This is a genomic window from Bradyrhizobium sp. GW821-FHT12B03 (genome assembly GCF_058807535.1).
In genome coordinates, this window is sequence record NZ_JBXAQU010000008.1 from 125354 (window position 1) to 150634 (window position 25281).

General features: G+C 65.7%; 26 protein-coding genes. 18 read left to right on the plus strand and 8 right to left on the minus strand.

The features are described from left to right. Positions 1–202: 202 nt before the first annotated feature. The gene (locus AC1RUR_RS17670) at positions 203–406 is read right to left on the minus strand and encodes a cysteine-rich CWC family protein (protein WP_492846200.1); all 204 of its coding nucleotides are present in this window, start codon (positions 404–406) and stop codon (positions 203–205) included. 114 nt (positions 407–520) lie between these two features. On the opposite strand from AC1RUR_RS17670, the gene AC1RUR_RS17675 reads away from it, so the two are divergent. From AC1RUR_RS17675 to hmuQ, 3 genes are all read left to right on the plus strand, one after another. After that, positions 521–2095: a DUF1800 domain-containing protein gene (locus AC1RUR_RS17675; RefSeq protein WP_492846202.1), complete on the plus strand. Its 1575-nt coding sequence runs from the start codon at positions 521–523 to the stop codon at positions 2093–2095. A gap of 2 nt (positions 2096–2097) precedes the next feature. Beyond that, the gene (locus AC1RUR_RS17680; RefSeq protein ID WP_492846204.1) at positions 2098–3315 is read left to right on the plus strand and encodes a DUF1501 domain-containing protein; all 1218 of its coding nucleotides are present in this window, start codon (positions 2098–2100) and stop codon (positions 3313–3315) included. A gap of 81 nt (positions 3316–3396) precedes the next feature. Continuing rightward, positions 3397–3720 (plus strand): heme-degrading protein HmuQ, encoded by a 324-nt coding sequence (hmuQ, locus tag AC1RUR_RS17685; protein ID WP_492846206.1) that lies wholly within the window; start codon positions 3397–3399, stop codon positions 3718–3720. A gap of 18 nt (positions 3721–3738) precedes the next feature. On the opposite strand, the gene AC1RUR_RS17690 is transcribed toward hmuQ, so the two are convergent. The 6 genes from AC1RUR_RS17690 to AC1RUR_RS17715 form a co-directional block, all read right to left on the minus strand. Continuing rightward, positions 3739–4680 (minus strand): aldo/keto reductase, encoded by a 942-nt coding sequence (locus AC1RUR_RS17690; RefSeq protein WP_492846208.1) that lies wholly within the window; start codon positions 4678–4680, stop codon positions 3739–3741. Between the two features lie 253 nt (positions 4681–4933). After that, entirely contained in the window at positions 4934–5389 is a 456-nt protein-coding gene (locus tag AC1RUR_RS17695) for a GNAT family N-acetyltransferase (RefSeq protein WP_492846209.1), read from the minus strand. Positions 5390–5461: 72 nt separating this feature from the next. Next, entirely contained in the window at positions 5462–6265 is an 804-nt protein-coding gene (locus tag AC1RUR_RS17700; RefSeq protein ID WP_492846211.1) for a PAS-domain containing protein, read from the minus strand. Between the two features lie 224 nt (positions 6266–6489). Next, positions 6490–6684, minus strand: a complete 195-nt coding sequence (locus AC1RUR_RS17705) for a hypothetical protein (RefSeq protein WP_492846494.1) — start codon at positions 6682–6684, stop codon at positions 6490–6492. A gap of 38 nt (positions 6685–6722) precedes the next feature. Further along, positions 6723–6899, minus strand: coding sequence for a hypothetical protein (locus AC1RUR_RS17710; protein WP_492846213.1), 177 nt, complete (start codon positions 6897–6899; stop codon positions 6723–6725). Between the two features lie 157 nt (positions 6900–7056). Continuing rightward, a complete protein-coding gene (locus AC1RUR_RS17715; protein ID WP_492846215.1) occupies positions 7057–7707 on the minus strand; it encodes a glutathione S-transferase family protein in 651 nt (216 codons plus the stop codon). Between the two features lie 542 nt (positions 7708–8249). Here AC1RUR_RS17715 and AC1RUR_RS17720 point away from each other — a divergent pair. The 9 genes from AC1RUR_RS17720 to AC1RUR_RS17760 all read left to right on the plus strand — a co-directional run bounded on the left by AC1RUR_RS17720 (position 8250) and on the right by AC1RUR_RS17760 (position 17846). Continuing rightward, positions 8250–9452, plus strand: a complete 1203-nt coding sequence (locus AC1RUR_RS17720) for a pyridoxal phosphate-dependent aminotransferase (RefSeq protein WP_492846217.1) — start codon at positions 8250–8252, stop codon at positions 9450–9452. A gap of 159 nt (positions 9453–9611) precedes the next feature. Next, positions 9612–10094, plus strand: coding sequence for a DUF992 domain-containing protein (locus AC1RUR_RS17725; protein WP_492846219.1), 483 nt, complete (start codon positions 9612–9614; stop codon positions 10092–10094). 208 nt (positions 10095–10302) lie between these two features. Further along, the gene (locus AC1RUR_RS17730) at positions 10303–12351 is read left to right on the plus strand and encodes an elongation factor G (RefSeq protein ID WP_492846220.1); all 2049 of its coding nucleotides are present in this window, start codon (positions 10303–10305) and stop codon (positions 12349–12351) included. Positions 12352–12805: 454 nt separating this feature from the next. Beyond that, a complete protein-coding gene (locus AC1RUR_RS17735) occupies positions 12806–13078 on the plus strand; it encodes a helix-turn-helix domain-containing protein (RefSeq protein ID WP_027547696.1) in 273 nt (90 codons plus the stop codon). A gap of 90 nt (positions 13079–13168) precedes the next feature. Beyond that, positions 13169–14923 carry a SulP family inorganic anion transporter gene (locus AC1RUR_RS17740; protein ID WP_492846222.1) on the plus strand — a complete coding sequence of 585 codons (1755 nt, stop codon included), beginning with the start codon at positions 13169–13171 and terminating at the stop codon, positions 14921–14923. Between the two features lie 67 nt (positions 14924–14990). After that, positions 14991–15635 (plus strand): YoaK family protein, encoded by a 645-nt coding sequence (locus AC1RUR_RS17745; RefSeq protein ID WP_492846224.1) that lies wholly within the window; start codon positions 14991–14993, stop codon positions 15633–15635. A 52-nt stretch (positions 15636–15687) separates the two neighbouring features. After that, complete coding sequence (locus AC1RUR_RS17750) at positions 15688–16527, plus strand: shikimate dehydrogenase (protein ID WP_492846226.1); 840 nt, start codon at positions 15688–15690, stop codon at positions 16525–16527. A gap of 57 nt (positions 16528–16584) precedes the next feature. Next, positions 16585–17211 carry a hypothetical protein gene (locus AC1RUR_RS17755; RefSeq protein ID WP_492846228.1) on the plus strand — a complete coding sequence of 209 codons (627 nt, stop codon included), beginning with the start codon at positions 16585–16587 and terminating at the stop codon, positions 17209–17211. Between the two features lie 14 nt (positions 17212–17225). Then, positions 17226–17846: a single stranded DNA-binding domain-containing protein gene (locus AC1RUR_RS17760; protein WP_492846230.1), complete on the plus strand. Its 621-nt coding sequence runs from the start codon at positions 17226–17228 to the stop codon at positions 17844–17846. A gap of 87 nt (positions 17847–17933) precedes the next feature. Here AC1RUR_RS17760 and AC1RUR_RS17765 read toward each other — a convergent pair whose 3' ends face one another. Next, complete coding sequence (locus tag AC1RUR_RS17765) at positions 17934–19076, minus strand: alpha-hydroxy acid oxidase (protein ID WP_492846232.1); 1143 nt, start codon at positions 19074–19076, stop codon at positions 17934–17936. A gap of 118 nt (positions 19077–19194) precedes the next feature. Between AC1RUR_RS17765 and AC1RUR_RS17770 the strand changes: the two genes are divergently transcribed. The 6 genes from AC1RUR_RS17770 (at position 19195) to AC1RUR_RS17795 (ending at position 25266) form a co-directional block, all read left to right on the plus strand. Then, positions 19195–19362: a hypothetical protein gene (locus AC1RUR_RS17770; RefSeq protein WP_492846234.1), complete on the plus strand. Its 168-nt coding sequence runs from the start codon at positions 19195–19197 to the stop codon at positions 19360–19362. A gap of 220 nt (positions 19363–19582) precedes the next feature. Next, on the plus strand, positions 19583–20926 hold the full coding sequence (gene glmM / locus AC1RUR_RS17775) for a phosphoglucosamine mutase (RefSeq protein ID WP_492846236.1): 1344 nt from the start codon (positions 19583–19585) through the stop codon (positions 20924–20926). A 284-nt stretch (positions 20927–21210) separates the two neighbouring features. Next, positions 21211–22470: an MFS transporter gene (locus tag AC1RUR_RS17780; protein ID WP_492846238.1), complete on the plus strand. Its 1260-nt coding sequence runs from the start codon at positions 21211–21213 to the stop codon at positions 22468–22470. 248 nt (positions 22471–22718) lie between these two features. Then, entirely contained in the window at positions 22719–23555 is an 837-nt protein-coding gene (locus tag AC1RUR_RS17785; protein WP_492846240.1) for an outer membrane protein, read from the plus strand. Positions 23556–23724: 169 nt separating this feature from the next. Beyond that, complete coding sequence (locus AC1RUR_RS17790) at positions 23725–24603, plus strand: outer membrane protein (protein WP_492846242.1); 879 nt, start codon at positions 23725–23727, stop codon at positions 24601–24603. A 72-nt stretch (positions 24604–24675) separates the two neighbouring features. Continuing rightward, on the plus strand, positions 24676–25266 hold the full coding sequence (locus tag AC1RUR_RS17795) for a glutathione S-transferase family protein (RefSeq protein ID WP_492846244.1): 591 nt from the start codon (positions 24676–24678) through the stop codon (positions 25264–25266). The last annotated feature ends 15 nt before the right edge of the window (positions 25267–25281 follow it).

Sequence of the window (25281 nt, forward strand, 5' to 3'; positions counted from 1 at the left end):
TGTTGACAGAGCACGCTTTCTCCCCAACGTCGTCCTGGCGAAAGCCAGGACCCATACCGCGTGATCAATCGATTGCGGTTGGTCGCAGTACCAAACGACCAGTCTTCGCCAAACTTCTCCCTGGGGTAATGGGTCCTGGCCTTCGCCAGGACGACACTGAAGATGTGACTGCCTGCTCGCGTCTCACGGACGATGTTGCGGCCTACTTTGCGGCACTCGTCTCCGCTGCCGCCTTGCGCAAGCAATCCCGGCACAAACAGTCCTCGCCCTTGACCGGCATCGGCAGCCGCGCGGTTTCCTCCGCGCACCAGCAATTGCCCGACAGATCGCAGCCGAACTCGGCGCCGCAGCGGGAACAGGCGAGGCGGCGCGGTTCCTGCATCGAGGATTCTTTCGGAATTGTCATGATTTGCGCAAAAGCTGTGCTGTCATTTTCATGTCGGGTTCATCTCTCGCTGCGGTATATTATCCGCCGCGCACAGACCAGGAAAGCGGTTGGCAATCCGCGAAGGACAAATCGATGGCCCGCGATTCGCAAGCCGCCCTCGTTGCGCTGAACCGTTTCGGCTTCGGGGCCCGCGGCGGGGCGTCCGGCGATCTGATCAATGCGGCGTCCGATCCGCGCGGTTTCGTGAAGGCTGAACTGGCGCGCCCCAACGGCGTGCTGCTGGAGGCGCCCGGCCTGCAATCGACGCCGCAACTGGGCCAGGCCGTGTTCGCCTATCAGGACGAGGTCAAGCGGGCGCGTGAGGCGGCCGCCAAGGAAACTGCGAAGGCCGGCGCGATGCCCGAGGCACCGCCACAACAGCCGCCTGCCGATCAGAAGTCCGGGCCGCGCCGCAATCTTTCGCTGAACACGGCCGCGACCGAGATCGCCGGCCAGATGACCGATGCGAAGCCGGCCGACACCGCGGCGAAGCCCGAGACCATGCCGCCGAACATGGCCGCGCCGCCGCCCGCCAAGCCGGCCCCGCAGCCGCTCAACGTGATCCAGAAAACCTTTCGCGCCGAGGCGCTGGCGCGCTTGCAGCGCGCGACGCTGGTCGAGTGCGGCTTCACCGAGCGTCTCGTCGTGTTCTGGTCCAATCATTTCTGCATCTCCGCGAGCAAGGGCGAGCTGGCACGGATCTGGGCCGGTGCGTTCGAGCGCGAGGCGATCCGGCCGCACGTGCTCGGGCGCTTCGCCGACATGCTCAAGGCGGTCGAGCAGCATCCGGCGATGCTGTTCTTCCTCGACAACCAGCAATCGCTCGGACCGGATTCGCGCGCGGGCCAAAACCGCAAGCGCGGGCTCAACGAAAATCTCGCGCGCGAGATCATGGAGCTGCATACGCTCGGCGTCGGCGGCGGTTACACGCAGGAGGACGTCACCTCGCTCGCGCGCATCATCACCGGCTGGACCTTTGCGGGCCGGCAAGGCGGGCTCGGCACGCCCGGCTCCTTCGCCTTCAACGCCAACGCGCACCAGCCGGGCCCGCAAATGCTGCTCGGCAGGACCTACGAGCCGACCGGCCTTGCGCAGGGCGAAGCCGCGCTCGCCGACATCGCCCGCCATCCCTCGACCGCGAATTTCATCGCAACCAAATTCGTTCGCCATTTCGTCGCCGACGATCCGCCGCCCGGGCTTGTGGCGCGATTGCGCGACGTCTTCGTCAAGACCGACGGCGACCTCAAGGCGATGGCGACGGCGCTGGTCGATTCCGACGAGGCCTGGAAGGCGCCGCTGACCAAGATGCGCAGCCCTTACGACTTCGTGGTCGCGAGCGGCCGGCTGCTCGCGCGCGTGCCGGAGGACCCCGGCGGCTATATCAACAGTCTCAACCTGCTCGGCCAGCCGCTGTGGTCGCCGGCCGGTCCCAACGGTTTCCCGGACACCAGCGCCGCATGGGCCGCGCCCGAAGGCATGAAGCTCAGGCTCGACATCGCCGCGCAGATGGGCGCGCGGCTCGGCAACAACATCGATCCGCTTGATCTGCTGGAGTTCGCCGCAGCGGATGCGGCGTCGATCGAAACGCGCAAGACCATCGAGCGTGCGGAATCGCGCCAGCAGGCGCTGGCGCTGCTGCTGATGTCGCCGGAAATGCAGAGGAGATGATGATGATCGACTGCGTCGAGAACCGGCTCCTCACCTCGCGCCGCGGCCTGCTGCTCGGCGGTGCCTCCTTCGCCGCCTGGGCGTACCTGCCGAAATTCGCGCGTGCCGCGGACGGGCGCGATCCGCGATTGATCGTGGTGATCCTGCGCGGCGCACTCGACGGGCTCTCGACCGTCGCGCCGGTCGGCGACCCCGACTATGCCGGCCTGCACGGCTCGATCGCGCTCGCGGCCGACGGCGCGCATCCCGCCATCATGCTCGATACGTTCTTCGCGCTGCATCCGGCGATGCCGGAATTTGCGCGGATGTATCGCGACAAGCATGCTGCGGTGATCCACGCCGTCGCAACGCCCTATCGCGACCGCTCGCATTTCGACGGCCAGGACGTGCTCGAAAGCGGCTATGCCGGCCCGGGCCGCGTGCAGTCCGGCTGGCTCAATCGCGCGCTGGAAGCGCTGCCGCGCGGCGAGCGGGTGTCGAGCGGCCTTGCGGTGGGGCCGACCACGCCGCTGGTGCTGCGCGGCAACGCGCCGACCGTCGGCTGGGCGCCCGTCGCGCTGCCGCAGGCCGACGACGACACCGCGATGCGCCTGGTCGATCTCTATCGCCACCGCGATCCCGCGCTGGCGATGGCCTTGTCGCAAGGTCTTCAGCTCGACAAGGTCGCGAGCGGCGACGACATGAAGCCGAAGGGTGGCAACCAGGTTGCGCAGATGCGCCAGGTCGCGCGTGGCGCGGCGAAGCTGATGGCCGCCGACGACGGCCCGCGCATCGCCGCGCTCGCCTTCGACGGCTGGGACACGCACGCCAATGAAGGCGGCCCTGTGGGGCGCCTCGCCTTCCTGCTCGGTGGGCTCGACGGTGCGCTCGCCGAATTCGAGAGCGGCCTGGGGGACCGCTGGCGCGACACCGTCGTCGTGGTCGCCACCGAGTTCGGCCGCACCGCGCGCATCAACGGCACCGACGGCACCGATCACGGCACCGGCACGATCGCGCTGCTCGCCGGCGGCGCGGTGAAAGGCGGTCGCGTCATCTCCGACTGGCCCGGCCTCAAGCTCGCGAACTTGTATGAGGCCCGCGACCTCAAGCCGACTACCGACCTGCGCTCCGTGATCAAGGGCGTGCTGCAAGGCCAGTTCGGCCTGTCGGACCGCGTGCTGGCCGAGACGGTGTTTCCGGACAGCGCCAGCGCAAGGCCGATGAAGGGATTGGTTGCTTAACAAAAGCCGTCATTCCGGGCCCGCGCCTTGCGGCGCGTCGCGGAATGACGACATGATGAGCCAAGCATCAGGAGACCACCCATGTACATCGCCATGAACCGCTTCCGCGTCGCCAAGGGCTCGGAGTCTGCCTTCGAGCAGATCTGGCTCACGCGCGACACGCATCTGGACAAGGTGCCGGGCTTCGTCGAATTCCATCTGCTGCGCGGGCCCGAGCTCGAGGACCACACGCTCTACGCCTCGCACACCGTGTGGGCGAACCACGCGGCGTTCGAGGCCTGGACCAAGTCGGAAGCGTTTCGCGCGGCGCATGCGCGGGCCGGCGACACCAAGCCGACCTATCTCGGCCATCCCCAGTTCGAGGGTTTCGAGGTGATGCAGACGGTCGGGCGCGGCGCTAGGTAGCGCGCCACGCCGCAGAGATCAGCCCAGCGTGATCTTGTCGATCTCCGCCATCTCCTCCGCGCTGAGCTTCCACGCGATCGCCTTGACGTTCTCCTCGATCTGCTCGACGCGGGTGGCGCCGGCGATCACGCTGGACACCTGCGGGCGTGCGGCGAGCCAGGAGAAGGCGAGTTCGAGCATGCTGTGCCCGCGCGCCATGGCGAAGGCCTGCAGCTTCTCGACGATGTCCTCGTTGCGCGGCGTGACGTAGCGGTCGCGCAGCCGCGGCACCTTGCCGAAGCGGGTGTCATCAGGCGCGGTCTCGCCCTTGCGGTATTTGCCGGTCAGAAGCCCGCTCGCGAGCGGGAAGAACGGCAATAGTCCGAGCTTGTATTCCGTTGCTGCCGGCAACAGGTCCTTCTCGATGTCGCGCATGACCAGGGAATATTCGTCCTGGCAGGAGACGAAGCGGTTGACGTTCATCGCGTGTGCGACGTGCTCGGCTTCGGCGATGCGCCAGGCCGGAAAGTTCGAATTGCCGATGTAGCGGACCTTGCCCTGCCGGACGAGGTCGTCGAGCGCGCGCAGGCTCTCCTCGATCGGCGTCAGCGGGTCATAGTCGTGCTGCTGGTAGAGATCGATGTAATCGGTCTTCAGCCGCTTCAGGCTCGCTTCCACCGCGTCCATGATGTAGCGGCGCGAGGCGCCCTGCTTGGTGCCGTCCTCCGCCATCGGCTTGGAATATTTCGTCGCCAGCACGATGTCCTTGCGGCGATCGCCGAGCACGGTGCCGAGCACGTTTTCCGAGCCGCCCATGTTCGAATAGATGTCGGCGGTGTCGAACAGCGTGATGCCGAGGTCGAGCGCGCGGTGGATCACCCTGCGCGAGGTCTCGAGGTCGGTGCGCTGGCCGAAATTGTTGCAGCCGAGCCCGACCGCGGACACGCGAAGGCCGGAGGCGCCGAGATTGCGAATTTCCATGGGAGGTCCTGTGAGGAGAAAGCAGCCCCCATAGTGACCGCGGTGCGCCGCAGCAGCAAGGCGCCGCCTGCGCTGCTGCCATGCCGGCAGAGCGGACAAAAAAATGCGGCCCCTGTCAGACGCGGCGACTGACGGGGACCGCTTTGGGGCGCTTGATCGGTGACGGGGGGCCTGATCAGACGCAGGTGGAGCCTAGCCCCGCTATGTAACGGGCGGGTGACAGACGGACTTATCCACAGGCTGCGGGCACGGATCAGAACAGCTTGCGATAGACGATGAAGCCGGAGCGCTCCGCGACCTTGTCGTACAGGCGCTGCGCCGTGACGTTGGTCTCGTGCGTCTGCCAGTAGACCCGCGGCGATCCCGCCAGTTTCGCCCGTTCATACACGCCGTAGATCAATGCCGAGGCGACGCCCTTGCCGCGCGCGGCCTCCAGCGTGAACAGGTCCTGCAGATAGCAGGACGGCTCGATCGCGGTCGTGCTGCGATGGAACAGATAGTTCGTCATGCCGAGCAGCTTGCCGTCGCTCTCGGCGACCAACCCGTGCACCGGCTCGTAGGCATCGAAGAAGCGCTGCCACGTCACGCGCGTGATCTCGGGTGCGAGCGCGGTCGGCCCGGAACGGCCGTAGAAGGCGTTGTAGCCGTCCCACAGCGGCAGCCATCGATCGTAGTCCTGCTTGGTGACGGGGCGAACGGTGAGCGACATGTGAAAATTCCGCGAGCGATGAGGTGTCCTTCATACGTGATGAAGGGCGCGCCGATCAATCGCGCAATCGCCTCACTCCGCGACGCGCAGATACCGGATCAGCTTGCGGCTGGTGGGATCGCGCAGCGAACGGTAGTAGTCGGCGCGCGCCGGCGCGTCGGTGTGGCGCACGAGGTCGGTCACCGGCGTGTAGCTCAGCATGCGTCCGCCGTCGGGCAGCGCGGCGCAGACGAAGCGCAGCACCTCGCCATTGCGCAAGGCGATGTTGATCGGCGTGGCGTCGCCGATCCGCACCATCTCCATGCGCTGGGCGATGAACGTGCCGAGCTCCTCCTCCGGCAGCTCGAACGCGCCGGTGTCGCGGCCGTGATACATCAGCGCGATGAAGGGCGGCTTGCCGTCGGCGATGTCGTCCGGCACCGCAAAATAATCGCGGAACGCGCGGTTGATGAACTCGGCGCGCGTCTCGGCATCGAGCAGCACGATGCCGATATCGACCTGGTCGAGCGCGGCCGACAGCCGCGCGGCGGTGGCGTGGCTCTGGCGCTCGGTGGCAAAGGTGCCGAGCAGCCGCTCGCGCATCAGGCCGGTGATCGCGGCAGTGCCGGCGGCCGTCACTGCGAGGAGGCCGAGCTCGACCAGATCCGCCGTCGCAAAGGGCAGGGCGCGGTGGGTGAGGAAGACCAGCGCCGCGCCGGCCGCGGCGAGCGCCGCGCAGGTGATGGCGGAGGCGAAACCCGACAATGCGCCGGCCAGCGCCACGATGCAGACGAACAGCGCCGCGGGCGAGGGGACAGAGCGATCAAGCAGGATCGCCAGCAGCAGGGTCGCCGCTGTCAGCACCGGACCGCAGATCGCGCGCCATCCGACTAGCATGGGCCTGTCTCGTTCCTCCCTGAACGAGGTAAGGCGGCAACACTGACTGATTGTTGCGATGGCGCAGTGCGAAATCGTGCGGAGCGCTTAAGGGCGCCTTGCGGCGGCGCGCAAAGCTTTCGGATGATTAAGAGCGTTTTCGAGCGAAGTGGACACCGGTTCGCGCAAAGAAAACGCGTCAAAACAAGAATCTGGAGTCCGTTCCGATTTCGTCGGAAAGGGCTCTACGCCAAGTGCGCGTGCGCGATGCGTTGCTGCAACGCGGGCGCATTCAGCGTCGAGGTGCCCGGGTTCTTGCGCATGCCGGTGAAAATCAACAGCGATGCCGCGACCAGGATGGCCGCGGTCAGGGTGATTGCAACGACTACCACAGGTGATTTCATCGACGTCCTGTCGCGATGCCGGTCGGCGCGAGCCACGCAGCGCCTTGAAGGGCTGGTCCAGGATGAAACGGGGATCAGACCGGCAAGCCCATCGCCATGGTCGCCTTGGTCGACAGCACCGTCAGGGTGACGATCAGGCATAGCGAGAGCGCGGCGACGGCGAGCGAGGCCGCCACCGCGTTGGTCAGCCGGGGAGACGCGACGGTGGCGGATTGGCCCTGAAAGCCAGCCGTGCCGAACGCCCGAATCATGGGTCTAAATCCTTCAACGTGCGAGCGAATCACCCGCGACTTTCCACAATTTCCCAGTTTCAACCGGCAATATTGCGGCGGCTGCCACGCTGAAAATGGCGAGATTGCGGCAAAAACGCCCCTTATGCCCGCTATTCGCCAGAGCGGACCCGCGCCGTCAGGCACTCGCTGCGATGCTGGCGGGGTCGTCGATGTCGGCCGGCCGCCAGTCCATCGACACGAAGCCGGGTGCGGCCTCCACGCGCTTCAGCCAGTCCCGGATCGCCGGGAAGGTCGAAAGGTCGAAGTCGCAGCGGTCGGCGAGATGGGTGTAGCCGTACAGCGCGATGTCGGCGACCGTGAGCTGGCGGGCGGCAAAGTAGGCGTTGGTCTTGAGGTGGTTCTCCATGACCTGGAGCGCGCCATAGCCACGCTCCATCCAGTCCTCCAGCGCGTGGGTCTGGAGATCGCGGCCGCCCTTGACCAGCGACAGCCAGAAATAGGCGGCGCCGAGGTTCGGCTCGAGCGCATGCTGTTCGAAGAACATCCATTGCAGCGCCTCGGCGCGATCGATGCGGTTCTCCGGCGCGAGCGGTGTGCCGACGGCGACGTACCAGAGGATGGCGTTGGACTCGGCGAGGTAACGGTCGCCGCCGACCTCGAGCAGCGGCACCTGGCCTGACGGGTTCTTGGACAGAAAGTCCGGCGTACGGCTCTCGCCGCGCAGAATGTCCACCTCGACCGCTTCGTAAGGCAAGTTCAGCAGCGCCAGTGCAAGGCGAACCTTGTAGCTGTTGCCGGAGCGTTGCATCGAATAGAGCTTGTACATTCTGGGAGTTCTAAACCGAGGACGGGAAGGCGCGGCGCTTGTTGCCCCGCAACGCGGCTAAACAATGATGCCGATGCGAATCCGCCGCAAGGGCCGGCCAATAGAAAAACTCGAAAACCCTACCGCAGTGCAACGCCAGGGAAGATCATTTCCACGCGACGATGCAAATCAGATCACGCTTGCGTCAACATGCGCGACGCATTGCTCTGTGCGATCGTGCGTGCGAGTTGAAGCGGCTTGATTTCACAGGGGCTGACGATCGGTCGCAGGGGGCGCCAGCGTCAGCCTGCCGTCAGCTTCGTGGCGCTTCGGAAGGTGCAAAATTGCTCCGAGGACAGGCCTTGCCGGTTATGAGGGATCTGGACGGCAAAGTTGCGGAATATTGCGGGAAATCGCGCCTCGAAGCGCCGGAAATCAGCAAACTTTTGCGAGATCGGGCCGAAGTTTCTTGCGGTGCAGCGGCGCACGTTTTAGGGTGGCTCCATTCCCACAATCAGAGTCGTGACGACCCATGGGGTCACGACGCTTGTCAGGAGATGACGATGTCCTTCCTTGCCGCTGCGCTCGACCGTGTGAAGCCGTCCGCGACCATCGCGGTCACGGATAAGGCACGTGCGCTGAAAGCGGCGGGCCGCAACGTCATCGGCCTCGGTGCCGGCGAGCCCGACTTCGACACGCCCGCCAACATCAAGCTGGCGGCGATCCACGCCATCGAGGCCGGCAAGACCAAGTACACCGCGGTCGACGGTATCCCCGAGCTGAAGGAAGCCATCATCGCCAAGTTTCAGCGCGAGAACGGCGTCGTCTACAAGCCGAACCAGATCATCGTCGGCACCGGCGGCAAGCAGGTGCTCTACAACGCGCTGATGGCGACCATCAATCCGGGCGACGAGGTGATCATCCCGGCGCCCTATTGGGTCAGCTACCCCGAAATGGTGGCGCTCGCCGGCGGCGAGCCGGTGCCGGTGGTCTGCACCGCGGCGACCGGCTTCAAGCTCGGGGCCGAGGCGCTCGAGCGCGCGATCACGCCGAAGACCAAATGGGTCATCCTGTGCTCGCCGTCGAACCCGACCGGTGCCGCCTACACAAGGGCCGAGCTGAAGGCGCTCACCGACGTGCTGGTCAGGCATCCGCATGTGTGGGTGATGACCGACGACATGTACGAGCACCTCGTCTATGACGACTTCCAGTTCACCACGGTCGCGCAGGTCGAGCCCAGCCTCTACGACCGCACGCTCACCGTGAACGGCGTGTCGAAGGCCTATTGCATGACCGGCTGGCGCATCGGCTATGCCGGCGGCCCGGCCCAGCTCATCAAGGCGATGTCGACCATCCAGTCGCAGTCCACCTCGAACCCGTGCTCGATCGCGCAGTGGGCCTCGGTGGAGGCGCTGAACGGTCCGCAGGACTTCATCCCCGCCAACAACAAGGTGTTCAAGGAGCGCCGCGACCTCGTGGTCTCCATGCTCAACCAGGCCAACGGCATCGAGTGCCCGCGCCCCGAGGGTGCGTTCTACGTCTATCCGTCCTGCGCCGGCACGATCGGCAAGAAGGCGCCGTCGGGGAACGTGATCTCCAACGACGAGCAGTTCGTCACCGAGCTGCTGGAGACCGAAGGCGTTGCCGTCGTGCAGGGCTCGGCGTTCGGCCTCGGCCCGGCGTTCCGCATCTCCTACGCGACCAAGACCTCGGACCTCGAAGACGCCTGCAAGCGCATCCAGCGCTTCTGCGGTAATCTGCGGTAAGCTTCTCGCGACAGTGCGAATTGGAAAGGCCCGCTTCGGCGGGCCTTTTTTATTGCCTCACGAAATCTGGCACCGGCATCACTCCTGTGGCATAGAACTCCCGCGCGGCGTGTACCGCGCCCTCCAATGCTCGAATCATATTCATCGCCGGAGACATTCATGCGCCGTTCGTTCATCTTCGCCGGGCTTGCCGCGGCCAGCCTCGTTGTCTCCGCCTCCAACAGCGGCGCTCAGCAGCAGCGGATGGTGCGGGTCGGTGTGCTCGAATGCCGTGGCGGCGCCAGCGTCGGCTTCATCGTGGGATCGGTGACCAATCTCGGCTGCGTCCTGCGCGCCGACGGGTTGCCGGAGGATCGTTACGTCGCAACGATCCGTAAAGTGGGTCTCGACATCGGCATCACCCAGGAGACGGCGCTCGCCTGGGGCGTGTTCGCGCCGGTCGATCGGCTGGGACCGGGTGACCTCTCGGGCACCTATGCGGGCGCGCAGGGCAGTGCGTCGGTCGGCGTCGGCCTCGGCGGCAACGTGCTGGTCGGCGGCTCCAACAACTCGATCGCGCTTCAGCCGCTCAGCTTGCAGGGCCAGGTCGGCCTCAACGTCGCCGCCGGCCTCGAAAGCCTGGAACTCCGTCCCGGCCGTTAACACATTCCGTCACGGCGGACGCTCTCTTCACCTCTCCCCAGCGGGGAGAGGTGGAACACAGAGCCGACAGCCGTCGAATTATTAATCCTTGATCTAACGGACGACGCACCGCAGCGACGTTTGACGCTTGCCAAATCTCGGGGACGGGCAGAGCATCCGCGTTTGCCGACCCAATCATGGGCCGAGCTCCACACCAAGGAGGCGGCGAATGGGACAAGACGTCAGAAGTCCCCGAGGTCCACGGTGCATTGCGCTGGTGGGCCCATTCCAAAGCGGTAAAACCACACTTCTCGAAGCAATACTGGCGCGCACGGGCGCAATCCCCCGTGCCGGCAGCGTCGATGCCGGAACTTCCGTCGGCGACGCCACGCCGGAGGCCCGTCATCACAAGATGACCGTCGGCCTCACTGCCGCCACCACGAGTTTCATGGGCGACAGCTACACCTTCCTCGATTGTCCCGGTTCCGTCGAATTCGCCCACGACATGCGCGCCGCGTTGCCCGCCGTCGATGCCGCGGTCGTGGTCTGCGAGGCCGACGAGAAGAAGCTGCCCCAGCTTCAGATCATCCTGCGCGAGCTGGAGGAGCTGAAGATTCCGCGCTTCCTGTTCCTCAACAAGATCGACCGCGCCAACAAGCGCATCCGCGAGACGCTCGCAACGCTCCAGCCCGCCTCGCGCGTGCCGCTGGTGCTGCGCCAGATCCCGATCTGGAAGGACGAGATGATCGAGGGCTTCGTCGATCTCGCGCTGGAGCGCGCCTTCATCTATCGCGAGCACAAGGCCTCCGAGGTGATCGCACTCGAAGGCGGCGATCTCGACCGCGAGAAGGAGGCCCGCTTCTCGATGCTGGAGAAGCTCGCCGACCACGACGATGCGCTGATGGAGCAACTGCTCGAAGACATCCAGCCGCCGCGCGATGCCGTGTTCGACGATCTCGCCCGCGAATTGCGCGAAGGGCTGATCTGCCCGGTGCTGCTGGGTGCTGCCGCGCGCGAAAACGGCGTGTTGCGCCTGATGAAGGCGCTGCGCCACGAGGCGCCCGGGGTTGCGGAGACTGCAAAGCGTCTCGGCGTACCGGAGAGCAAGGACGCGCTCGGCTATGTCTTCAAGACGCTGCATTCGCAGCACGGCGGAAAGCTGTCGCTGACGCGGCTGCTCGCCGGCCATCTCGACGACGGCGCCACGCTGCAATCCTCCTCCGGCGGCGCGGGGCGCATCTCCGGCATCCTCGCCGTCAACGGTGCCTACGATACCAAGCGTATCTCGGCGGAAGCCGGTGACACCGTGGCGCTCGCCAAGGTCGATCCGGTCAGGACCGGCGACATGGTCTCGAGCGGCAAGACCCAGCCGGCAGCGCTGGTCACCGCGGAACCGACGCCGGCCGTGCTCGCGATCTCGGTCGCGGCCACCGACCGCAAGGACGACGTCAAGCTCGGCCAGGCGCTGACGCGGCTGCATGAGGAGGATCCCTCGCTCATGGTCGTGCAGAACGCCCAGACCCACGACACCGTGCTGTGGGGGCAGGGCGAGATGCACTTGCGCGTTGCCAGCGAGCGGCTGCGCGATCGCTTCGGCGTCAAGATCACATCGCATCCTCCCGCGATCGGCTACCAGGAGACCATCCGCAAGCCGATCGTCCAGCGCGGCCGCCACAAGAAGCAGTCCGGTGGCCACGGGCAGTTCGGCGACGTCGTGCTCGACATCAGGCCGCTGCCGCGCGGCGAGGGGTTCAAGTTCGCCGAGAAGGTGGTCGGTGGCGCTGTACCGCGCAACTACATCGGCGCGGTGGAAGAGGGCGTCGTCGACGGATTGGTGCGCGGCCCGCTCGGCTTCCCCGTCACCGATTTGCAGGTGACGCTGACCGACGGCTCCTATCACAGCGTCGATTCCTCCGACCTCGCCTTCCGCACCGCGGCGCGGGTCGGACTCAACGAAGGCCTGCCGCAATGCCAGTCGGTGTTGCTGGAGCCGATCCACGTGGTCGAGATCGTCTGCCCGACCGACGCCACCGCCAAGATCAACGCGATCCTGTCGGCGCGGCGCGGCCAGATCCTCGGCTTCGACACCCGCGACGGCTGGAGCGGCTGGGACTGCGTCCGTGCCATGATGCCGGAAGCCGAGATCGGCGAGCTGATCGTCGAGCTGCGTTCGGCCACCGCCGGGGCCGGCAGCTTCACCCGCACGTTCGACCATATGGCCGAAGTCACCGGCCGCGCCGCCGACCAGATCATCGCCGCGCATCAGCACGCGGCGTGATCGGCTTCGCGCGGTGACGGTCGCATCGCTCTTCCTCTCCCGTTCTCACGGGAGAGGAAGATGTGAGGCGATATCCTCTCCACGCGTCATTGCGAGCGTAGCGAAGCAATCCAGAGTCTTTCCGCGGAGGCATTCTGGATTGCTTCGCTACGCTCGCAATGACGGAGTGTGGATCAGCAGCGCGAACTCCATCACCGTCACCCTGAGGTGCTCGCCCCTTCGGCGAGCCTCGAAGGGCGACGGCCCGGCTGCATCGGGGGCCGTGCATCCTTCGAAGCTCTGCCAGCGATGCATTTGCATCGCCGGCTTCGCACCTCAGGCTGACGGAGTTAACAGTGCACCGTGATGAAGGAGACCCGCGGGTAAGCCCCTTGCCTTCGCCTTACAATGATGTATTTTACATCATTGTGCATATCTCAGATATCACTTATAAGATATGATACGTGAGGCCAAGGTGATTACGTCGTTCCAGATGCGGGCCGCCCGCGCGCTGCTCGGCATCGACCAGAAAACCCTGGCCGAACTCGCCGGCGTGTCGCTGCCGACCATCCAGCGGATGGAGGCCAGCACAGGCAATGTTCGCGGCGTGGTCGAGACCTTGATCAAGGTGGTCGAGGCGTTCGACCGGGCCGGTGTCGAACTGATCGGCGAGCAGGCACGCAGTGACAGCGGCGGACGCGGCGTTCGCCTGAGGGAGCCGGGGCCGCCGCGTCGCGTCGGAGCATGATCGGACGTCGATCGTGCTCGGGGACAGGTTGAACTAACGCACCGTCGCGCCGAAGCACGCGGCCGCACGATGCATCGGAGCATTGTGGGCATGAGCATCGCGAGCGAACACGCAAGCCGGCTGCATCAGCTGCGCCGGCCGACCTTTACCGAATTGTATCTGCCAAAGCTCGTCACCGTCTGGCGTGAGGGCTACGGCCTTGCGGATTTCCGCGCCGACGTCTTTGCAGGCCTGACCGTCGCGATCGTGGCGCTGCCGCTGTCGATGGCGATCGCGATCGCCTCGGGCGTGACGCCGGATCGCGGTCTCTATACTGCCGTGGTCGGCGGCTTCATCGTGTCGCTGCTCGGCGGCAGCCGGTTCCAGATCGGCGGGCCCGCCGGTGCCTTCATCGTGCTGGTCGCAGTCACCGCGGAACGGCACGGCGTCGACGGCGTGATCCTCGCCACCATGATGGCGGGCTTGTTCCTGATCGCCGCGGGCCTCCTGCGCATCGGCACCTACATCAAGTTCATTCCCTATCCGGTCACGGTCGGCTTCACCGCGGGCATTGCCGTGATCATCTTCGCCAGCCAGCTGCGCGATCTCTCGGGGATCACGCTGGCGGGCAAGGAGCCCAGCGAATTCGTTCCCAAGCTCGCAGCGCTGGCGGGCGGCCTGCACACCGTCAACCCGTCAGCGCTTGCGGTTGCGATCGGCAGCATCGCCATCATCGCGGCCTTGCGGGTCTGGCGACCGTCCTGGCCCGGCATCCTGATCGCGGTCGTGCTCGCCGCGGTCGTGTGCGCGGTGTTCTCGCTGCCGGTCGAGACCATCGGCTCGCGCTTCGGCGGCATTCCGCGCGAACTGCCGTCACCGGCGCTGCCGGCGTTCTCGCTGGCGAAGGCGCAGGCGGTGCTGCCGGACGCGATCGCGTTTGCGCTGCTCGCCGCGATCGAATCGCTGCTGTCCGCGGTGGTGGCCGACGGCATGACCGGACGCCGGCACCGCTCCAATTGCGAGCTGGTCGCGCAAGGCGTCGCCAATATCGGCTCGGCGCTGTTCGGCGGCATCTGCGTCACCGGCCTGATCGCGCGCACCGCGACCAACATCCGCGCCGGCGCACGCGGCCCGCTCGCGGGCATGCTGCACGCGGTCTTCCTGCTGCTGTTCATGCTGATCGCAGCGCCGCTCGCAAGCTACATCCCGCTCGCCGCGCTCGCCTCGGTGCTGGTGGTGGTCGCCTGGACCATGGCGGAGAAGCACGAATTCGCAACGCTCCTGCGCTCGTCCTGGGGCGACGCCGTGGTGCTGCTCGCGACCTTCCTGCTGACGATCTTCCGCGACCTGACCGAAGGCATCCTGGTCGGCTTCGCGCTCGGCGCGGTGCTGTTCATCCACCGCATGTCGGAGATGACGGGAATCGAGGAGCGCACGCCGCTGGTGGCCGCCGACCGTCCCGATGACGGCAACGGCGAGCGCGTGCCTTACGATCCCGCGCTTGCGGTCGATCGCGACGTGCTGGTCTATCGCATCACCGGCGCGTTCTTCTTCGGCGCCGCCTCGGCGATTGGAAGCGTGCTCGACGGCATCGCCGACAAGCGCAAGGGGTTCGTGGTCGATTTCGCCGCGGTGCCGTTCCTGGATTCGACGGCGGCCAACGTGCTCGGCCGCGTCGCCGTCAAGGCCCATCGCCAGGGCATCAGGCTGTTCATCACCGGTGCCTCGCCCGCCGTCCGCCGCGCGCTGCTGACCCACGGCGTCACGCCGCCCCGCGCGCGCTATCGCGCAACCATCGAACGCGCGGTCGCCGACATCAAGGGCGGCGCGGCGCTGTCCGCGGCCGACGACGCCGCCGCGAGCTAGCGGCGCGCACCTTCTCAAGCCGGCGGATTTGACCGACACTGCCGCGTCACGGCGGTGGTGCATCGGAATGCTCAATTCACGTCGCAATATTGCGCTGGCCTGCGCGCTCAGCATGCTCGCGGGCTATGTCGACGGCATCGGTTTCCTGCATCTCGGCGGCCTGTTCGTCTCCTTCATGAGCGGCAATTCCACGCGCCTCGGCGTCAGCCTTGCGGAAGCGCAATGGTGGCAGGCCGCCGATGCGCTCGGCCTGATCGCGCTGTTCGTGGCCGGCGCGGCAGCGGGCAGCCTCGTCGTGCTCGGCGGTGGTGCCGAACGGCAGCCATGGCTGCTCCTGATCGAAGCGGCGCTGCTGGCGGGTGCCGCGCTCTGCCATGCCTACGGCCTGCCGAATCTCGCGATCTCAGGCATCGTGCTCGCGATGGGCCTGGAGAACGCCGTGTTCCAGATCGACGGCGGGGCGGGCCTCGGCCTCACCTATGTCACCGGCGCGCTGGTGAAGGTCGGCCAGCTCCTCGCCGTCAGCCTCACCGGCGGGCCGCGCTGGAGCTGGGCACCGAACCTGTTGCTGTGGGCGGCGCTGGTTGCAGGCGCGGCGGCCGGCGCGCTCGCCTATGCCTGGATCAACCTCGCCGCGATCTGGTTCGCCGCGGGCGGGGCGCTGACGCTGGCCGCGACCGTGACGGCAGCGACGCGGCGCCCGCGCGCTTGACAGAGCGGGCGGGACGCGAAATGGATCGCCTCCGATACGATCCGGGGAGAAGATGACCGTGACCAAGGCTCCCGCAGCCTGTCTGATCGGATGGCCGGCCGCGCATTCGCGCTCGCCGCTGATCCATCATTACTGGCTGCGCACGCTCGGCATTGAAGGCGGCTATGTCATCGAGGCGGTGCCGCCCGACGATCTGCGCGACTTCGTGCTGCGGCTGTCGCTGCGCGGTTTCGTCGGTGGCAACGTCACCATCCCGCACAAGGAAGGCGTGCTGGCGCTGTCGAGTCCCGATGCGCGCGCCAGGGCGGTCGGCGCCGCCAACACGCTGTGGTTCGCGGACGGCGAGCTGCGCTCGACCAACACCGATGTCGAGGGCTTCATCAACAATCTCGATGCCGGCGCGCCCGGCTGGGACCAGGCGGAAGAAGCGCTGGTGCTCGGCGCCGGCGGCTCCGCGCGCGCGATCGTGTTCGGCCTGCGCGAGCGCGGCATCAAGCGAATCCATCTCGCCAACCGCACCATTGGGCGGGCCGAGACGCTGGCGAAGCAGTTTGGGCCGAACGTGCATCCGCTTCTCTGGGACGGGATCAACGACGTCCTGCCGCGCGCAAAACTCCTCGTCAACACGACCTCGCTCGGTATGCACGGCCAGCCTCCGCTCGAAGTGGATGTTACGCGCCTGCCAGAGGCAGCCGTCGTCGCCGATCTCGTCTATGTTCCCCTGGTGACGCCGCTGCTGGCGGCAGCAACGGCACGCGGCCTGAAGACCGCCGACGGGCTCGGCATGCTGCTGCACCAGGCCGTGCGCGGCTTCGAGCTGTGGTTCGGCCAAAGGCCTGAGGTCACGGCCGAGCTCCGGGCATTGGTCGAGGCCGATCTCACAAAATCTTGAGAGAATAGCGAGTCGGATCCGGGGTCTTGTCCTCGTAGGGACAATCTGGAGACACTCATGCCTGTTCAACGTGTCACGCTCGCACGTCCGCTTCTCGCCGTCGCGATGGTGGCCCTCTCGACTTATTGCGCGATCGCACAAAGGGCGCCGGTTCCGACGCGTGTGCGCGGCACGATCGAAAGCGTCGATGGCGACACCATGCAGGTCAAGTCGCGCAGCGGCGAGGACGTCAAGCTGCACATCGCTCCCGATCTGCGCGTCTCCGGGATCACCAGGATTTCGCTCGCCGACATCAAGACGGGGTCGTTCATCGGCGCCACCACCGTGCCCGGGCCGGACGGCGGCCAGAACGCGGTCGAGGTGCATGTGTTTCCGGAGAGCATGCGCGGCACCGGCGAGGGCTCGCGGCCCTACGATTTGAAGCCGAACTCCAGCATGACCAATGCCACGGTCGCCGAGAGCGTGGTCGGCAATGACGGGCACACCTTGCTCGTCAAATACAAGGACGGCGAGAAGAAGGTGTTCGTTTCGGCGGACACGCCTGTCGTGACCTACGTGCCGGGCGAAAAATCCGATCTCAAGGCGGGCGCCAAGATCATCGCCTTCGTCAAGCCGCTTCCCGACGGCTCACTGGAAGCCAACCGCGTCAGCGTCGGCCGCGACGGGCTGACCCCACCGATGTAATGGAGCAACCGAACATGTCGAAATCGAACTGGATGCCACGCGTCGTCGTGGCTGCGTTGGCCGCGGCCTCCATCGTCTCCGCCTCGGCGCAACAGGCGCCGACGGTCCGTATCCGCGGCACCATCGAAAGCGTCGACGGCAACACGCTCGCCATCAAGACCCGCGAGGGCAGCGACGTGAAGGTGCGCATGACCGACAACGTCGCGGTGTTCGCCGTGGTCAAGACCTCGCTGTCGGAGATCAAGGACGGCTCCTATATCGGCGTCACCGGCATGCCCGAGCCCGACGGTACCCAGAAGGCGATCGCGGTGCACATCTTCCCGGAGAACCAGCGCGGCGCGGCCGAAGGCTTCCGTCCCTGGGATGCGCGCGCCAACTCGACCATGACCAACGCAACCGTGGCGCAGACGGTGAAGGGCACCGACGGCCAGAACATCACGGTGAAATACAAGGACGGCGAGAAGAAAGTCGTGGTGCCGCCGGACACCCCGATCGTCACCTTCGTCGCCAGCGACAGGTCCGAGATCAAGCCCGGCGCCAAGCTGATCATCTTCGGCGCGGCGAAGCAGGAAGACGGCTCGCTGGAGGCCAACCGGGTGAACGTGGGCAGGGACGGGATTACGCCGCCGATGTGAGGGGCGCAAGCTGCGGCTACATCTTCAGTGTCGTTCCGGCGAAGGCCGGGACGACGGCTGAGTTTGAAGCGGCGGCTTTTCACTACACTACGGCGCGGCCGCAATGATCTGATCGTCGATCTCGTCGATCCGATTGACGCCGCACAGGCCCATGGTCGTGAGCAGCTCCTTCTGGATGATGTCGATCGCCTTGGCGACACCGGCCTGGCCGCCGGCGCCGAGGCCATAGGCATAGGCGCGGCCGATCATGCAGGACTTTGCGCCGAGCGCGAGCGCGCGCATCACGTCCTGGCCGGAGCGGATGCCGCCGTCGAACATGATCTCCATCCTGTCGGCGACGGCGTCGACGATCTCGGGCAGCACCTCGATCGAGGACGGTGCGCCGTCGAGCTGGCGGCCGCCATGGTTCGAGACCACGATCGCCTGTGCGCCGGTCTTCGCCGCGAGCTCGGCGTCCTCGACGTCGAGAATGCCCTTGAGGATCAGCTTGCCCGGCCAGATCGAGCGGATCCAGTCGATGTCCTTCCAGTTCAGCGAGGTGTCGAACTGCGAGTTGATCCAGGTCGACAGCGAAGTGATGTCGTCGCTGACCTTCAGATGGCCGGCGAGATTGCCGAAGGTGCGGCGCTTGCCCTGCAGCACGCCCGACACCCAGGCCGGCTTGGTGGCGAAATCGATCAGCTTCGACAGCGACCATTCCGGCGGCACCGTCATGCCGTTCTTGATGTCCTGGTGGCGCTGTCCGATCACCTGGAGGTCGACGGTCAGCACCAGCGCCGAGCATTTTGCCGCGATCGCGCGCTCGATCAGCGCCTTGATGAAGCCGCGGTCCTTCATCACGTAGAGCTGGAACCAGAACGGTTTCTCGACATTGGCGGCGATGTCCTCGATCGAGCAGATCGACATCGTCGATTGCGTGAACGGGATGCCGGCGGCCTGCGCGGCGCGGCAGGCGTGGATCTCGCCGTCGCCATGCTGCATGCCGAGCAGGCCGACGGGCGCGAGCATCAGCGGCATGGTGGAGGGTTCGCCGAGGATCGTGGTCGAGGTGTCGCGCTTGGAGACGTCGACCAGGATGCGCTGGCGAAACTTGATGTTCTGCATGTCATCGCGGTTGGCGCGCAGCGTTTCCTCGGCATAGGAGCCGCGGTCGCAATAGTCGAAGAACGCCTTCGGGACGCGGCGCTGATGCAGCGCGCGAAGATCGTCGATACAGGTGATGTGCTTCATGAACGTTCCCCGGCCCGTCTTGTCTCGGAAGTCTTGCATCAAGAGTCTTGCATCGGAAGATTGAGGGGTCATCTAGCATGGTTGGATGCACAGCCAAATCGTTTGAGAGGAGGGCGTCATGACCAAGCCGCACGCCGGACCTTCGCCGGAAGAGATCAAGGAGAAGCAGGACCTCGAGGACGCCCTGGAAGAGGGCCTGGAGGAGACCTTTCCGGGCTCCGATCCGATCAACGTCACCCAGCCGGCGCCGAGCCGCGGTGACGGCCATGTGAAGCGCTCCTCTTAAGGGCGGGTTCCGCCCGGTTTCGGCACCTCAACGGAAATACAGTGTTAACAATATGTTACCGGGACCCGTTGTCCCCGGTTCCGTAATGATTCATCATATTTTTTGAAGCCAAGTTAGCCGCGATGGCCTTATAAGACCTCAGCAAATCAGGGATGCGGGTCCCGCCAGGGCAGCCCGTGGTTGTAGAGGGGGTTCCCTGGTTGTTGCTTGGGGGACGATTATGAGCCGCAAATATTTCGGAACGGACGGGATTCGGGGCCGCGCCAACGGACTGATCACGCCGGAGCTCGCCCTCAAGGTCGGCCAGGCCGCAGGCCTTGCGTTTCAGCGCGGTGACCACCGCCACCGGGTCGTGATCGGCAAGGACACCCGCCTGTCCGGCTACATGATCGAATATGCGATGGTCGCGGGCTTCACCTCGGTCGGCATGGACGTGCTGCTGGTCGGCCCGATGCCGACGCCGGCGGTCGCGATGCTGACCAAGTCGATGCGCGCCGATCTCGGCGTGATGATCTCGGCCTCGCACAATCTGTTCGAGGACAACGGCATCAAGCTGTTCGGCCCGCAGGGCTTCAAGCTGTCCGACGACGTCGAGAAGCAGATCGAGCAGCTGCTCGACGAATCCCTCGACAAGCGCCTGGCGCAAAGCGCGAGCCTCGGCCGCGCCCGCCGTATCGACGGCGTGCACGACCGCTACATCGAATTCGCCAAGCGCACGCTGCCGCGCGACCTCTCGCTCGACGGCCTGCGCGTCGTGGTCGATTGCGCCAACGGCGCCGCCTACAAGGTGGTGCCGGAAGCGCTGTGGGAGCTGGGCGCCGACGTCGTGCCGATCGGCGTCGAGCCCGACGGTTTCAACATCAACAAGGAATGCGGCTCGACCTCGCCGGAAGCGCTGTCGAAGAAGGTGCGCGAGATGCGTGCCGACATCGGCATCGCGCTGGACGGCGACGCCGATCGCGTCATCCTGGTCGACGAGCGCGGCCACATCGTCGACGGCGACCAGCTGCTGGCGGTGATCGCGCAGAGCTGGAAGGAAGACGGGCGCCTGTCGCGTCCGGGCATCGTCGCCACCGTGATGTCCAATCTCGGCCTCGAGCGCTTCCTGAAAGAGCAGGGGCTCGATCTCGTGCGCACGCCGGTCGGCGATCGCTACGTGCTCGAGCAGATGCTGAGCGGCGGCTACAATCTCGGCGGCGAGCAGTCCGGCCACATCATCCTGTCCGACTATGCCACCACCGGCGACGGCTTCGTTGCCGCCTTGCAGGTGCTGGCCGTGGTGCAGAAGTCGCGCCGGCCGGTGTCGGAAGTGTGCCACCGCTTCGATCCGCTGCCGCAGATCCTCAAGAACGTCCGTCACAAGGGCGGCAAGCCGCTCGATGATTCCGATGTCAAGTCGGCGATCTCCGACGGCGAGAAGCGCCTCAACGGCCACGGCCGCCTCCTGATCCGCTCCTCCGGCACCGAGCCGGTGATCCGCGTCATGGGCGAGGGCGAGGACCGCATCCTGGTCGAGGACGTCGTCGACACCATCGTCTCGGCGCTGGGCCAGGCGGCGGCCTGAGTCTTTCTTACCCTCCCCTGGAGGGGGAGGGTCGATCGCGCGAAGCGCGAGCGGGGTGGGGTGATCTCTCCACGCTGGCACGGTTCGACGCGGAGAGACTGTCACCCCACCCCGTCTCACATTTTCGCTGCGCTCAATGTGAGCCGACCCTCCCCCTCCAGGGGAGGGTAAGCGACGAGAACACCCACGCATTCCAGCCATCGACGATTGGCGGTGGTTCCGCCACAGCGGTCATCGTAGGTAGGCAGATGCGGCGGTTCGCCGCGCCTGTCGGGATCGATCCATTGAACAAGCCAGTCGTCGTCTCAGAGGAAACGCTGACCGAGCCCGTCGTCGTCGCCGACGTGGCGCCCGTCGCCAAGCCTGGTGTCAAGGCCGCGGGGCCGGCCTATGTCGTGCTTGCCGGCATCAGCGTCTCGCATTTCCTCAACGACACCATGCAGTCGCTGATCGCCTCGGTGTATCCGATCCTGAAGGACACCTACGCACTCGACTTCGCGCAGATCGGCATGATCACGCTGGCCTTCCAGTTCACGGCCTCGCTGCTTCAGCCGGTGGTCGGACACTACACCGACAAGAAGGCGCAGCCTTATTCGCTGTCGATCGGCATGGCCTCGACCTTCTTCGGCCTGTTGCTGCTCAGCGTCGCGCACCAATATCTGATCATCCTCGTGGCGGCTGCCTTCGTCGGCCTCGGCTCGGCGGTGTTCCACCCTGAATCCGCGCGCATCGCGCGGCTCGCCTCCGGAGGCCGCTACGGCTTTGCGCAATCGGTGTTCCAGCTCGGCGGCAGTTTCGGCACGTCGATGGGGCCGGTGCTGGCAGCGCTGATCGTGGTGCCGTTCGGGCAGGGCAGCATCGCCTGGTTCTCCTCGATCGCGTTCCTCGCCATTGTCATCCTCTGGCGCATCGGCCGCTGGTATGCGCCGCAGATCACGACGAAGAAGGTGGCGCCGGTTCACACCCAGCCGGGCGGGCCGAGCTCGCGCCGCGTCGCCGTTGCGCTTCTCGTGCTTGTCGCGTTGCTGTTCTCCAAGCAGCTCTACGTCTCGAGCCTGTCGAGCTACTACATCTTCTACCTGATCGACCGTTTCGGCGTGTCGACGCAGGCCGCGCAGATGTATCTCTTCATCTTCCTGGCGGCGAACGCGGTTGGCGCGTTTCTCGGCGGGCCCTTGGGTGACCGCTTCGGCCGCAAGATCGTGATCTGGATCTCGATCCTCGGCGCGCTGCCGTTCACGCTGGCGCTGCCCTATGCCGGCCTCTATGCGAGCGCGGTGCTGTCGGTCATCATCGGCCTGATCATCTCCTCGACGACGTCGTCGATCATCGTGTTCGCGCAGGAACTGGTGCCGCACCGCTTCGGCATGATCTCCGGCGTGTTCTTCGGCGTCGCCTTCGGCATCGGGGGCCTGGGGGCGGCCGTGCTGGGCAAGCTCGCCGACCACACCTCGATCGAGTTCGTCTACCAGGTCTGCGCCTACCTCCCGGCGATCGGGCTGCTCGCGGTGTTCCTGCCCAGGCTGCCGCGCCACGCGCGTTAACGGATCCTGTTTCGCTGCATTGCGGCTTCATACATCGTTAGCAATTGCGGCGCGCAAAGGCGCTGGCCGGCGGAATAGCCGCCGCATTTTTGCAACGCTTGCGCCGCATCGGCGTGTGCAGTCAGAAAAAATCAACCTTAAAAATTAGGGTTAAGTGGCGCTTAAACATTTGCTGCCATCGTCCGGGCCGTGAGTTTCCAGAACGTGAGGCCTGCGTATTTGCCTCACCGGCCAAAAGGACGAAGCCAATGCGTAGCGTTAAGTCTCTCCTTGCCGCGGGTGCGGCAACCCTGATCTCGTCGATGGCGTTCGCCGCCGATATGCCGATCGCGGCGCCCCCTCCCATGTACGCGCCGCCGGCTCCTCCGGCTGACTTCGGCGGCTGGTATCTGCGCGGCGACATTGGCATGACCAACCAGAGCGCCAAGCGCATCGACAGCGCGACCGCGCAGACGTACCCGACGACGACGACGGGCCTCGGCTTCGACTCTTCACCGCTGTTCGACGTCGGCGTCGGCTACCGCTTCAACAACTGGTTCCGCGCCGACGTGATCGGCCAGTATCGCGGCAAGGCCAATCTGCACGGTTCGGACAGCGTTCGCCTCGGCCCGACCGACGTCGAAGCCAACAACTACTCGGGCAGCAAGTCCGAGTGGGTCGTGATGGCCAACGCCTATGTCGACCTCGGCACCTGGTGGTGCATCACCCCGTTCGTCGGCGCCGGTGTTGGCGGCTCCTACAACAAGCTCAGCGGCTTCCAGGACAACGGCGTCCGCTACACCGCCGGTGCGCTGTCCAACAGCGTCACCTATTTCGACACGAACGGAAAGTGGAACTTCGCCTGGGCCGCGCATGCCGGTCTCGCCTACAAGGTCAACCCCGGCTTCACCGTCGAACTGGCCTACAGCTACATGGATCTCGGCGATGCGGCGCCCGGCAACTACCGCGCGTTCGACGGCAGCATCTCGGGCGCTTCGACGATCAAGGTCAAGGACATCACCTCGCACGACATCAAGCTCGGCGTGCGCTGGGATCTCAACAGCCCGCCGGCCTACATGCCGCCGCCGCTCGTCACCAAGGGCTGATCCTCAAGCCCATCGCTTAAGACCTCTTAACGGCGCGGGATCATCCCGCGCCGTTTTGCTTTGCGTATTTTTCATGGCGAGCGGCGACGAAATCGCCGGACGCAACCATTGGTTAAGGTTAACGAGCCATGATCATGGCGAAAGTTCGAGTCCGATTTGGAGCGTTGCGATGCGTAGGCTTTTGTTGGCGGCGGCGATGTTGGGGACGGTGTCTGCCGCGCACGCGGCCGATCTGCCGGATCTGCCCATTCTGCGCGGCAGCTTCACCGACGGCCTGTCGAAGACCTCTCACAATTGGGACGGCTTCTATGTCGGCGGCCAGTTCGGCTTCGCCATGACCGACATCGATTTCAGCCGCGCCCCGAAGTCGATGACCGACTTCATGCTTCGCAACAGTATCCTCCAGGCACCGGTCGGCGGCTGGTCGCTGCTACCGAAGAACCACGTGCAGTCGACCGGGTTCGGCGCCTATGTGGGCAAGAACTGGCAGATCTACGATGCCGTGATGGGCGTCGAAGCCAATTACAGTTACATGAACAATATATCGAGTTCGGCCAGCGATTCCATGACGCGGATTCTCGATGGCGAGACGGGTCCATCTGGACACACCTATACCTATGTCACCACGCTCGGTGGTGGTGCTTCGTTGAAGCTGAAGGATTACGCCACCTTCCGCGGCCGGGTCGGCTGGGACGGCGGCGACTTCATGCCGTATGCTTTCGCCGGTTTGGCGGTCGGCCGCGCCGAGGTCTCGCGATTTGCGACCGTGTCCTATATCAAGCACGACGACTACGATACGTCGGTTACAGTCGGCGGTGTCACGACGACGACGCATCATCAGGACACGATCGACACAGGCTCATGGTCGAGCGTCGAGCAGCGAACGAACGCCTTCATGTACGGATGGACGGCCGGCATCGGTGTCGAGTACGCGATCTGCGGCAACTTTCTCATTCGCGGCGAATGGGAGCACGTCGGCTTTTCGGACGTGAAGAACATCACCGTCGGCCTGAACAATTTCCGTGTCGGCGCCGGCTACAAGTTCTAGACGCGCGTACGCAGCCGGTTGACAGGTTCCCTTCGTCCTGATGCTCTGTCGCCCGAAAGCGGGGTGGCAGCGATGCAGATCTACGGCGACGGCAATTCCGGCAATTGTCTCAAGGTGAAATGGGTCTGCGACAAGCTCGCATTGCCCTACGACTGGATCGAGGTCGACACAGGCAAGGGCGAGACGCGCACGCCGCAATTCCTGAAGATGAACGGCGCCGGCCAGGTGCCGACCGTCGCCTTCGACGACGGCCGCACGCTGGCGCAGTCCAATGCCATCATCCGCTACCTCGCCCGCGACAGCGCGCTGGTTCCGCGCGACGCCTTTGCTGCGGCCAAGATGGACGAGTGGCTGTTCTGGGAGCAGTACAGCCACGAGCCCTATATCGCGGTGTGCCGCTTCCAGCTCGTCTATCTCGGCAAGGATGCTTCCGAGCTCGACCCTGAAAAGGTCAAGCGGGGCTATGCCGCGCTCGACCGCATGGAGCAGCATCTTGCGGCAAGCCGCTTTTTCGCCGGCGAGGCGATGTCGCTGGCCGACGTCTCGCTGCTCGCCTATACGCGCGTGGCGCATGAAGGTGGCTTCGATCTCGGCCGTTACGCGGCCATTCGCCGCTGGATCGGCGAGGCCGAGGCCTATCTCGGCCTGCCGCCGGCGCGCTGAGCCCGGAGTTTCTTC

Bases quoted from the DNA above. Each gene is read 5' to 3' on its own strand.
- AC1RUR_RS17670 (WP_492846200.1), bottom strand. From the start codon at position 406: ATGACAATTCCGAAAGAATCCTCGATGCAGGAACCGCGCCGCCTCGCC.
- AC1RUR_RS17675 (WP_492846202.1), top strand. From the start codon at position 521: ATGGCCCGCGATTCGCAAGCCGCCCTCGTTGCGCTGAACCGTTTCGGC.
- AC1RUR_RS17680 (WP_492846204.1), top strand. From the start codon at position 2,098: ATGATCGACTGCGTCGAGAACCGGCTCCTCACCTCGCGCCGCGGCCTG.
- hmuQ (WP_492846206.1), top strand. From the start codon at position 3,397: ATGTACATCGCCATGAACCGCTTCCGCGTCGCCAAGGGCTCGGAGTCT.
- AC1RUR_RS17690 (WP_492846208.1), bottom strand. From the start codon at position 4,680: ATGGAAATTCGCAATCTCGGCGCCTCCGGCCTTCGCGTGTCCGCGGTC.
- AC1RUR_RS17695 (WP_492846209.1), bottom strand. From the start codon at position 5,389: ATGTCGCTCACCGTTCGCCCCGTCACCAAGCAGGACTACGATCGATGG.
- AC1RUR_RS17700 (WP_492846211.1), bottom strand. From the start codon at position 6,265: ATGCTAGTCGGATGGCGCGCGATCTGCGGTCCGGTGCTGACAGCGGCG.
- AC1RUR_RS17710 (WP_492846213.1), bottom strand. From the start codon at position 6,899: ATGATTCGGGCGTTCGGCACGGCTGGCTTTCAGGGCCAATCCGCCACC.
- AC1RUR_RS17715 (WP_492846215.1), bottom strand. From the start codon at position 7,707: ATGTACAAGCTCTATTCGATGCAACGCTCCGGCAACAGCTACAAGGTT.
- AC1RUR_RS17720 (WP_492846217.1), top strand. From the start codon at position 8,250: ATGTCCTTCCTTGCCGCTGCGCTCGACCGTGTGAAGCCGTCCGCGACC.
- AC1RUR_RS17725 (WP_492846219.1), top strand. From the start codon at position 9,612: ATGCGCCGTTCGTTCATCTTCGCCGGGCTTGCCGCGGCCAGCCTCGTT.
- AC1RUR_RS17730 (WP_492846220.1), top strand. From the start codon at position 10,303: ATGGGACAAGACGTCAGAAGTCCCCGAGGTCCACGGTGCATTGCGCTG.
- AC1RUR_RS17740 (WP_492846222.1), top strand. From the start codon at position 13,169: ATGAGCATCGCGAGCGAACACGCAAGCCGGCTGCATCAGCTGCGCCGG.
- AC1RUR_RS17745 (WP_492846224.1), top strand. From the start codon at position 14,991: ATGCTCAATTCACGTCGCAATATTGCGCTGGCCTGCGCGCTCAGCATG.
- AC1RUR_RS17750 (WP_492846226.1), top strand. From the start codon at position 15,688: ATGACCGTGACCAAGGCTCCCGCAGCCTGTCTGATCGGATGGCCGGCC.
- AC1RUR_RS17755 (WP_492846228.1), top strand. From the start codon at position 16,585: ATGCCTGTTCAACGTGTCACGCTCGCACGTCCGCTTCTCGCCGTCGCG.
- AC1RUR_RS17760 (WP_492846230.1), top strand. From the start codon at position 17,226: ATGTCGAAATCGAACTGGATGCCACGCGTCGTCGTGGCTGCGTTGGCC.
- AC1RUR_RS17765 (WP_492846232.1), bottom strand. From the start codon at position 19,076: ATGAAGCACATCACCTGTATCGACGATCTTCGCGCGCTGCATCAGCGC.
- AC1RUR_RS17770 (WP_492846234.1), top strand. From the start codon at position 19,195: ATGACCAAGCCGCACGCCGGACCTTCGCCGGAAGAGATCAAGGAGAAG.
- glmM (WP_492846236.1), top strand. From the start codon at position 19,583: ATGAGCCGCAAATATTTCGGAACGGACGGGATTCGGGGCCGCGCCAAC.
- AC1RUR_RS17785 (WP_492846240.1), top strand. From the start codon at position 22,719: ATGCGTAGCGTTAAGTCTCTCCTTGCCGCGGGTGCGGCAACCCTGATC.
- AC1RUR_RS17790 (WP_492846242.1), top strand. From the start codon at position 23,725: ATGCGTAGGCTTTTGTTGGCGGCGGCGATGTTGGGGACGGTGTCTGCC.
- AC1RUR_RS17795 (WP_492846244.1), top strand. From the start codon at position 24,676: ATGCAGATCTACGGCGACGGCAATTCCGGCAATTGTCTCAAGGTGAAA.